The sequence below is a fragment of the Halolactibacillus alkaliphilus genome, assembly GCF_900115465.1.
GTDB classification, from domain to species: domain Bacteria; phylum Bacillota; class Bacilli; order Bacillales; family Amphibacillaceae; genus Halolactibacillus; species Halolactibacillus alkaliphilus.
On sequence record NZ_FOWN01000048.1, the window covers coordinates 1 to 11,079 of the forward strand.

General features: G+C 39.6%; 5 protein-coding genes. 3 read left to right on the forward strand and 2 right to left on the reverse strand.

The window, feature by feature from the left end; genetic code table 11:
- The coding region (locus BM163_RS13915) for a hypothetical protein (protein WP_220083667.1) at positions 1–209 on the forward strand (209 nt) is incomplete at its 5' end.
- 230 nt (positions 210–439) lie between these two features.
- On the opposite strand, the gene BM163_RS13090 is transcribed toward BM163_RS13915, so the two are convergent.
- Complete coding sequence (locus tag BM163_RS13090) at positions 440–1,327, reverse strand: 5'-3' exonuclease (protein ID WP_089803626.1); 888 nt, start codon at positions 1,325–1,327, stop codon at positions 440–442.
- 736 nt (positions 1,328–2,063) lie between these two features.
- On the reverse strand, positions 2,064–8,474 hold the full coding sequence (locus tag BM163_RS13095) for a pullulanase (RefSeq protein WP_371859524.1): 6,411 nt from the start codon (positions 8,472–8,474) through the stop codon (positions 2,064–2,066).
- Positions 8,475–8,738: 264 nt separating this feature from the next.
- On the opposite strand from BM163_RS13095, the gene BM163_RS13100 reads away from it, so the two are divergent.
- Both BM163_RS13100 and BM163_RS13105 read left to right on the forward strand, forming a co-directional pair.
- The gene (locus BM163_RS13100; protein WP_170243750.1) at positions 8,739–10,247 is read left to right on the forward strand and encodes a sensor domain-containing diguanylate cyclase; all 1,509 of its coding nucleotides are present in this window, start codon (positions 8,739–8,741) and stop codon (positions 10,245–10,247) included.
- Positions 10,244–10,729, forward strand: coding sequence for a hypothetical protein (locus tag BM163_RS13105; RefSeq protein ID WP_089803629.1), 486 nt, complete (start codon positions 10,244–10,246; stop codon positions 10,727–10,729). The genes BM163_RS13100 and BM163_RS13105 overlap by 4 nt, the downstream gene beginning before the upstream one ends.
- Positions 10,730–11,079 lie beyond the last annotated feature (350 nt).

The following is an 11,079-nucleotide window of genomic DNA, read 5'->3' on the forward strand; positions in this document are numbered from 1 at the left end:
CGGAGCAGAAACAAGGTCTACATCATTGGACGCAATGGGCGTATATGATGCGTACCCTGTCTTTTGTTAGAACCCATGTGTTCTACCAGACGGAACGATTCGACCAAAGCAAGTTGTGTTCCTGGAACACACTATTTCCCCAACATGCTTTAACAGATGTTGAGAAAATAGGTTTGCGGCGGTTGGAGAGTAGAAAATCCTATGCTTAGTTGAATGAGCATGGGTTGCCTTTAGGGTGTCCTTATGGAATCCCCTTCCTCAAACATTCGTGAGAATGTTAGGTGGGGGTAGTTCAATGAACGCGATGGCTATACGTATCTTCGAGCTATTTTGTCTGATGAATGGACAATCTAATTTAACAGCAAACGATACAAAAAAACAAAAACACCTTGACTTTACGCCCTTTTAAGAAGAAGATAGCGTTAATCAAGGTGTTTTTCTAAAGCATCAAGCCACGTATTTTTAAATCAAAATCATTTAAAGCTTTAAATTGCAGATCTTTTCTTGTCTTATTTTCAAATGCCACTAAATCAAGCGTTTGAACCTCTTTTAAGTCTGTTTCAATTGTGACAAGTTGCTTGCTTAAATAAGCGTCTGTTTCACCGGCAATCAGCTTCTTTTTATAGCGATTGAATTTGGCATCAAGCGTATCCAACGATTGATACACTCCTTCGACAGAACCATACAACTGAATGAGCGGAAGTGCAGCTTTTTCTCCAACCCCATGCACACCTGGTATATTGTCTCCCTTATCTCCTAGCAATGCTTTGACATCAATCCATTGTGTTGGTGTGATCTCATATTTACTTGTAAACACATGCTCCGTAAACATTAGTTCTTCTCTATTCTTTGCGATGATTTGCGTTGTTTGAGGTGAAAGTAACTGTAGTAAATCGTGATCATTACTATACATATAGCTGTGACCACTTGTTTCTTGTTGCCACTTAACTGTCAGTGCCCCAATCACATCATCTGCTTCATATGGGGGAATCGTCAGTTGAGTAAAGCCCAAGTCAGTCAATAAAAATACGAGCGACTCGTATTGCTGAATCAACGGTTCCGGCAACGCTTGTCGGGTCGCTTTATAGGCTGTATATTCTTTTCTACGTGACGTATCTTCACGTTTAACGTCCCAACAAATAGCGACATGACTCATTTGGTGTTTATCAATTAATTGATATAATTTTTGAATAAACACTCGAACCCCATTGATGTAGAGTCCTTGACTGTTTTTTGGTAACTGATGAGGTTCTTGATTAAATGCCGTAGCAAAATAACCCCGACTTAATAAATTAAACCCATCGATAATTAGTAATTTTTCGTTCATAACGTACTCCTTTAATTGCTGAATTGCCCCTATTATAGCAGAGTTTTATTATTTTTTTAAAAAATGCTGATTTTTTAAAAGTTTTTTTAAAAAAGTATGTTTAACTATCTTTAATTGGGGAATAAATAAGTACAAGGCAAATACATCACATATAAATGATTAAGACCTAATGTTACGAAAGTGTAACAAAAGCTTTTAATCTAACTTATGAGGCCAATACAGAAGGTAATTACGTTGGACTTATAAATATGAGATGTGAGCTGCACAGCCTTGGCGGAAAATTTGCGCAAGAGCTGACGTCAACAACTCGTCAGGAACGTAGCAATTAGGATGAACGTAAGTAGTAGTCTAAGCTATGTAAGTGTAAGTGTAACGTTTTTTCGTAAAAGTGCACGTGACTAACCGTTTAAGACTCGTGGATCGGATGTAGTAAAAAGTTCCGAAAGATCAGTTGTAAGTAGCAAGTAGAAAGACGGTTACAAACTAAGCTTCAAGTACGACGGGTTAGCACGTCAGGAAGTAACAGTTTGGTAAGATGAACAAGTAACAATGTAACGACAAATTTTCCGCACTGTCCCATAAGGGGGACAAAGAAAGGCACGTCACAACTGACGTGTCTTTTCTTTGTCTTTTATTTTATTACGTACACTATATAAATAGCCGCAGAGCATAAAGACTCTGCGGCTATTTGAAATCATCTTTTTATAGACAAATCACCCATTACTTCTTACAAAACTTAACGCGTTTGTTTATTCTTAAAAACGAGTGCTGTTCCCGCAAATAAGACAAGAATTAAACCAAGCATCATTAAGAGATAAATATTTGTTGCGGTACTCGGTAATACCCCCGCATGTTCATTTGATTCGTCATCAGTTGACGGATCACTCGGCGCCATACTCTCACCTATTTGATCCTCATTTATAACATCTGGATCTACTTCCGCGATAAAGTATTCACTGAAATGATTAATGTACACTGTTACTTCACCTGTTTGAGCATTATATGACTCAATTGGGTAGTAAGTGACATTCCCTTCATCATCAATATAGACAAGGGTTAACCAATCTGGATTTGATACGGCTTTTGGATCAATTTTAAATAGGACCTCAATCGGGATATCAAACACGCCATCGACGTATTTGCCGCCAATATATACTTGGAAGTCATAAATATCACTTAAAACCGTGATACCTTTTCCGACTACAAGGTCTTTTTTGTCTCGTTGATCAATTCTAACAATAAGATCTTCATTTGCATCAAGTGCACGTTGTAATACGTTATCCATTGGGAAACGCATAAGCACTTTTTGATCTTCTGTTTCAATTGACAGCTGTGCGTTCTTTGGCAGTTTCTTTAAGACGTCGACTGACACTTTCGCACCCTTACGGTTTACGACTTTAATGACTGTCAAATTCGTTTCTTTGTCTATCTTAATGTCTTCCTCTGTTACTTCTTCAACACCTTCATCACTACCTGGTGGTGTATTATCGCCTTGACCTGGTTTATCGGTATCTACAGGTGGTGTGTTGTCTTCATGATCTGGTGTATCTTCTTGTTCTTCCACACGGATAATGACCGCAGTAAGTGGGTCAATGGTAACAGATGTAGAATCAATCGTGACACCTGTTGGTTGATCAATGGCTTCTATACCAGATGATACCGCATCAACAATGACTGATTCATCGCGATAATCCGTATCAACTGTCAACTGACGCGACACGTCATCGGCGTTAATAAAGACATGATAGCTTTCACCTGTTGAAGCTTTCGCTTCATAAGCAATGACTAAATCTTCCGTTTTAATTTCAGGTGCTTGTATCATTGTCACATTCTCACGCACATCTTCAATCGTTCCTTTTGAGAAAGCGTCTGTTGAACGGCGTAACTGAATGAGACCCGTTGTATAGTCACGCGTTAACGTCTGAATAGGATACAACGTACTGTTTGTTGCTCTTTCCCAATCAATCCGGTTAATAATATCCGTTGAATCATATGAGTCATGGATAAAGTAAGGATATTCAAACGGTGTCCCGTCTTCAGATGTCATAAACGTTGATTTATATGGCGCAACGTCAACTTCATCGATATAGTCTGGATGTCTAAATTGTTTGGTGCGACCGAATTCTTGACCGGCATGAATAAACGGTGTTCCTTGACTCGTTAATACCATTAAGTTACCCATCCGAATACGTTGATGGATTTCTTCTTGATGGTCTTTCGGGTCTTTTTTAATGGATTGCGCAATCACATCATGAAGTGTTAAGTTATCATGGGCTGCGATATAAGGCACAACATCACCTGGGTTAGTCGCTTCAAAGTTGCCCGGGTTAGCAATGATATTATTGAAAATAACATCAATATTACGCGCACCACCTGTTAAGAATCGTGGTTGTCCTTCACTGCCAAAACCACTCTTTAATTCATTTCTAAATTCATCGGAGAATGAACCAACGCTTTCAGTATATTTCATCCAATCTTGGTCGGCTGGTTGAACATTCGGGTATTGATCATCCCCGGCAAATGTTCGCCATCCTTCACCAATCATAATAATATTCGGATTGAGTTTTTTCGCTTCATCGTACGCTATTTGAATCGACTCAGCATCATGGTCTCCCATCATATCAAAGCGGAAACCATCTACTTTATACTCATCAACCCAATACTTAATAGAATCGACAAGTACCCGGCGAGCCATCATATGTGTCGTACCTAAACGGCCGCCACCAAAGCTTGTTTTTGCCTTACCCTCTGTGTCCATGAAGTGATAATAATTTGGCTCTAAATCTTCAAAAATATGCACGCGAGCCGTATGGTTATAGACGACATCTAAGATGACCCCCATGCCTCTTTTGTGAATTTCATCAATCATGTTTTTAAACTCTTCAATTCGCTTCGCTGGGTCACTCGGGTCTTCTGAATACATGCCTGTCAGCGAGAAATAACTGTGTGGGTCATACCCCCAGTTATAGTTATTATCTGTCGATGAGTAATCTAACAAGCGCTCACTCTTATTAAATTCATCACTAAAGAAATAACTCATGACTGGTAATAATTGAATATGTGTGACACCAAGTGATTCAATGTAATCTAACTTCTCAACAAACGCACTAAATGTACCAAATTCATGAGTAAGCTCCTCGGCAATGTTTGGATCACTCGTAAAGTCGCGGACGTGGATCTCATAAATAATCGCATCTTCGCGCTTGTTAAAACCATCAATCTCAGCATAGTCAAGCTTAGGTCCTATCGTTGATACATCAACAATGGCCGCTTTTCCTACCGCATCATCGTTGCCATCACTTGTCCACTGAGCCATTGATCTTGCATATGGATCAAGCGCTAAAACAGAGGTCTCCCCGCGTGTTATTTTAAAGTGATAGAAGTAACCTGTATGATCTTTGATGTTTGTCATTTCTTCAGTTAGCGTGATTTCATAAACACCTTTGTCTTGGCGCGTCATCACGTATTCTCCCGCGACGGTTTCAGGTGTGTCCTTATCATATAAGACAAGTTCAACTTGATCAGCAGATGGCGACCAAACTTTGATCGTTGCTTGACCATTATCCAAGTCAACTAATCCTAGTTCTCCTTCATACCCATATAAATCGTCTGTTAGTTTCCATCCAGCGCGTGCAATAGCTTCGCGTCCTAAGTGACGTACCGTATAAGGTGCCTCATCCGTTTTAAAGTTACCTTTTAACTTTATTGTCTTTGTGGATTGGTCAATGATGATATCTTCAATCATAACGGCGTCACCTCCTTTTGTTTCAACCGTAATTTCTTCTAAAAGTTCCTCTTTCGACCAGTCTCCGATTGCACTGTAGCCAAGTTCAATCGTATCAAGCGCAATCAATTCAGCTTGTAGAAGTCCCTCTTCAATAACAAAGTAGGGGTTCGTATACACCGTTGGGTCATCTTCACGAATAAAGATTTGTGTGTGATGATTCAGTGTATGTGACATGTCACCAGACTGCATATTTGATGTTTTATTGAGGGTTAAGAATCCGATAGAACTCGCATCTTCAACTAGTGGTAAATCGTAATACACCCCGTATTTACCAGGTTTAAAGTCATGTGCTCCGTTTGGCCAACCATCGGTCGGCTCTAAAACATCACCCCATGTCCAAAGGGCCCAACCATCATACGCATCATCTGTCCGGTTGTAGTTTACCCGAAGCTGATTAGCGTTGGTTAACGGCTCATAAGGATAGATGTCAAATGTTTCCGTCACCCATGCCTCATTCATATCAGGACTTAAAAGGTTAACAAACATATCAGACGTTTCATTACCACCACTAACATTGTTAATTAAAAAGCCGAGCTTTTTTGCATTATCAATGACCGGTACATCTAAATAGTGGCCATAAGCTGTTTCAACAGCGTGACTAAAGGATACTGCGCCTAACGGCCAGTTTTCCGACGGGTTTTCAACATCTTCCCAAGTCCAAAGGCCAAGCTCACTAAGACGAGAAGCATCAAGACCACGAAAGTGGAGCCGAAAGAATCCCTCCTCTACAGGTGTTTCTTCTGCAGGCTCATCTATGACGATATCTGTAGAAAGTAACTCACCACCCGACACATGAAGTAATGCTGTTCCTCCATCCGCCGAGGCTGGAATTGTAAATGTGACATAATAATCATCTTCAATCATGGTTGCTTGATACTGTACATTTGAATAATGATCGGTCACTTCTACATTAGCACTTGAAGCTTTTAACGTCACCTCTTGTTGTTCAAGCGTTGGGTTAAAGCCAACATATACGGCATCTTGGTTATATGCCCGTTTAACAACTAATTGGCCTAAATCATTGTCGGCCAAAAGTGTTTCACGCGTCCCTTTACTTAGTACTTTACTGTACGCATTTCTAAACGCTAGTAACGTTTGATAGTGGGCAAGGATTTCGTTTGATTCAACTGCATCCCAATCAAAGTCGTAGCGATTATCGTATTGCGGCCAATTATTTGCGCCTGTTTGGCCAAGCTCTTCACCGTAATAAATGACAGGTTGACCTTTTGCGGTTAACTGTGCACTAACAGCTACTTTATACTTAGCCTCGTCTCCACCTAAGCCATGTAAGAAACCATCTTCATCATGACTCCCTAAGAATTGGCCCAACGTATGCACACTATTTAACGACGCATTACGTAATGTCAACTGTTCATTGGCTTGTTCTAGATTACCGTTTGCTAGTGCTCTGGCGTATGTTTTAAAGCCAAAATCAAGTAGTGAGTCCATTGTACCGTTATAGAAATGGCCCCCATCATCATTGAAGTTTGCTCCCCAATGTTCGCCAATTAAACGAAACGCAGGATCTTGTTTAACAAGTTCATTTTTAAAATGTTGCCACGTCGTCTCTTCAACATGTTTGACTGTGTCAACACGATACGCCTTGATTCGGTTACCTTTTGCTGTCGTTGATTTTTGAATCCAATCCGCTTGCCAACCGACAAGTTGTTCACGCACGTCATGGTCTTCTGTTATAAAGTCAGGAAGTCCTGCAAGTTCTGATTTTAAGTCCCCTGAACCACTCTTTTCACGTAGCATTCCCTCAAATCGGGCAATGTCTTCTGCTGTTGGGTGTCCTTCTGGTTCAGAACCATCTAATGTTGCATTCATACCGTATCCAGCATGGTTTAAGACGACATCTACCATGATATCGATGTCACGTGCAGCCGCTTCATCGATCAATGTGTGGAATTCTTCCATTGTACCTAAATGTGGATTGAGCGCTTCAAAATCTTTCGCCCAATAACCATGATAAGCATAATAGGAACCATTAGAACTTTTCGCTTCCACGTCATGCCCAACATTTTCTACAATCGGTGTAATCCAAATCGTGTTAACGCCTAGTGTATCTAAGTAATCTAAATTTTCAGTAACGCCCTTAAAGTCGCCACCTTGATACGTTCCCCGAGGGTTATCGGCATTCTGATAATCTAAATTATACGGGTTATTGTTTGATGGGTCTCCATCATAGAATCGGTCCGTCAGCATAAAGTAGATGATCGATTCATCCCAGTCACGATCGCCACTCGTTTTCTCAACAACAGTCGCAGAAACGTTCGTGTGATAGGTTCCGCCATTTGCATCAACAACTGTGACAGGGATGTTTTTCTCACCTGGTGAAACTGTATCACTCACCGACAAAGTAACCGTTTGTAAAAACGGGTCGATGTTGAGGGGTTGGTTAATCCCAAGTTCTGATACATCGGCACGAATCGACGCCACCGCAACATCTGAGTTATTATCAATAGATAATTCTAATAGCGCATGTTCATCGTAATGAAACGCTCGACTGACTTCACCTGTAACGGTAATATCTTCTGTGCCCTCTTGTTCGTCAGGTGTCGTTGTTTCAGGTTTAGTCTCTACATAATAAGGATTGTTAAAAGCTTGGTCGATGCCTTCTTTAATAAAGATTTGGTTATACGTTGCGAGTTCATCAAATCGAAAATCGCCCGTCTGCTTACTTCCATCTGCTTTATCTACAATGAGTGAACCAAGACTTTCAGCCTCATTATTTAAAGGTACATCAACAAAATAGCCATAAGGTGAAGTGTTCTCAGATGTAAAGCCGTAAGCATTATGTGGCCAAGCATCTTCCCCATCTAACGAAATTGGCGTGTCTCCCCAGAACCAAAGACCAGGTTCAGCAAAGGCCTTTTCTGTCTCCAAGTAATGCACACGAACAGTTGGTTCGTCAAATGACACCGGCTTTGCGAGGTGCGTGTTGCCATCATTTGTCACATACACATGATCCATATCAGGTGAGATTAAATCAACAGCTAAATCATCTGTTAATTTTGTCTTATCAGCTAGGGCAATTAAAAAGCCAATACTTTTCGCATCGTCCTTTAATGGAATATCAGCAACATGAGTAAATGTCTCATCCGTTATTACCTCAAAAGTTTCTCCAGCCACTGGGAATTCTCCCGATAAGCCGGTCGAGTCACCCCAATGCCATAAGTATAATGTTTCTTCAGGGTCGCCTGTATGTTCATAGAACACACGCAGTGTGTTTTCTTCAATCGTTGTAACATCAGTTTCAGCGAATACACTCGCTGGTAATCCAGAAAAAATTGTACTAAATAATAAGAGCCATACAAAAAACTGTGCCACGATCGGTTGTAGCTTTTGTTTCTTCAACATAATCATCCTTTCAAATTGTGTAGTGATGAAAGCTGTAAAAAAGACACCTTACCTCCTTTTGATATTTTGTGCAAACGATTGCAAAAATGTTGCGAAAAAATTGCACAACATCACGTATGACAGTTATGCAATCGCTTACAATTTTAATTGTACATGTTTACCAACTTCTTGGCAAGTGAAAGTTTACGAATAGTTAAAAAGAAAGACACCGGTTTCAAAACCTGTTATAATAGGACTATATTAGTAGGAGGTGTTGAATATATGTCTTTACTGCAATGGATCATCATAGTATCAACGCTAGCGCTTGCACTAAACGTTGGCCGTTTTTTCTTATCTCAAAGAAGCAATCGTTTGCTTGTCTTTATCTTTTTTTCTTGTAGTTTTCTGTTGTTTCAAGGTTATCAGACAGATGAATATTGGCTATTGATCGCTCTCTATCTCTTTGCCGGTATGTATACATTAGACCTTCCAGGACTTTTCATTGCTATAAGTCTTATCTTCATTCAACACCTTATATATATGCCAATGTCTCTTATTTTTTTTAATTATTTAATTCTCAGCGCTGTGCTCATTTATTTTGCTGGAAAAAGAGCCAATACCTATTTTAATCAATTAAGAGAATGGAAAAAGAAAATGTACCATAATACCAAACAGCTCACTATTTTAAAAGAAATCTCATCAGCCATACAACAGACTGATGAACTTAACCGATTATTACATATTATAGTCACCACGATTACCGCTGGGCACGGTTTAGGATTTAATCGGTGCCTCGTATTTTTGACTGATGGTCAAACAAACCATATGCAAGGCATGATGGGCATTGGCCCCGTCAGAGGTGAAGATGGATTTGATAAGTGGAATGATATCGCCGAGAAAAAATATAAACTCACGGATTTATTGGAACGGATGGACGAAGAACACATTGACCCCGAATTAAATGACTTAGTGTCATCACTAACATTTAAACTAGATCCAAATACACTCTTTCATCAAGCGCTTACTGACGGGAGAGATCGATTAGTCCGGGTAAGAGAAACAACCGATCCCATTCTTCATGAACTAAGTGATTACTTCCATATGCACGAGCTATTAATTGTTCCGATGGTGTACCAAAATGAGAAAATTGGTATTTTAATCATTGATAATCCCGTGACGCATAAAAAAATCACACCAGAAGAAATTGATAACTTGATTCCGCTCGCACTTCAGACAGCCATCTCAATCCATCAACTTGCTCTTTACCAAAATATCAAGGAGATGTCTGAGACAGACGGTTTAACCAAACTGAAAAATCAGCGCAGTTTAAAAGAGGACTTGAAGCGCATATTCTCTGAAAAATCCCCACGCTTTGGAATGGTTATGATTGATATTGATTTCTTCAAACATTACAACGATACTAATGGACACTTGCTTGGAAACGTCGCCCTAGAACAATTGGCTAAACTGTTAAAAAGTCGTATACGAAATATTGACCAAAGCTATCGATTTGGTGGAGAAGAATTTGTGCTTATTTTAATGAATGTCACCGTACGTGAAGCCTACGCTATGGCCGAAGATATTCGTAAACTTGTGGAACAAACCGCTTTTCCAAACGAACAAGCACAACCGACTAACAAACTTACCATCAGTGTTGGTGTATCGCACACAGAATTAATTAACCAACTAACAGAAGAACACGTTTTAAACACTAGCGATGAAGCTTTATACAAAGCAAAAACTACTGGGAAAAATAGAGTCGTACTCTACGATAAGGAGATGATCATGTGATTGATTATATTCTATTCACAGTGCCATTTATCATCCTTTGGCTTACAAGCCGGCGCTGTTATCAATATTCCATCCGATTATTCGCAAAAATAAAGCTTTCAAAGCTAAATCAATCACTTGATAAGCTGTATTACTCATTTGAGCAGGTCGTCTATTTTTATAATCAAACAACACACATCGAAGCTATTAAAACTATGGATAAAAGTCACATTCATTTACGTTTCGAATATCATCCCTTTATTTTTACTGAATTGACAGGTATTTATATTGAACTAAACAACGACAAAACAATCACACTCGCCTACTTACCCATTGATCAATTTATGTTGCCTTATTTAGATCAGAAAATGCAAGAAAAGGCGCTTGATTACACATCATGTAAACGGATTAGTATCGCAAAACTTTACCACCCAGATACTAAAATGAAATTAGTCGATGAAGTTTTTAATCAAATAAGCTTTGGACGTTACAGTTCTTCATAAAGGTCTGTTTATCGAATAAAAAGGGTTCTCTGTCAAATGTGGTGGTACCTAAAACACCACTCATTTGATCAATTATTGTCGAGGTAGTATCCGCCATCCTTGACTTCAATAACGACCATGATGAGTTTTCTTGTGCCGGATGGTTATTTTAATGCCTTTGAGGCACCATCCGCGCCTAAGCTTATCATGGTCGTTTTCTTCTAAGTTCGATTAAGTCGGGACCCCGAACCCAACTTACTCTCACTAAGAAGAAGTCTTGAAGTAAAGGACACGTTGCTTCGCAATGGCTAGAGTGTCTCAGTCATCTCTTTGACCTCTTGGTACCATAAGATTTTCTTACGAAATCTTTG

Coding starts and splice junctions, on each gene's coding strand:
- BM163_RS13090 (WP_089803626.1), bottom strand. CDS start 1,327: ATGAACGAAAAATTACTAATTATCGATGGGTTTAATTTATTAAGTCGG.
- BM163_RS13100 (WP_170243750.1), top strand. CDS start 8,739: ATGTCTTTACTGCAATGGATCATCATAGTATCAACGCTAGCGCTTGCA.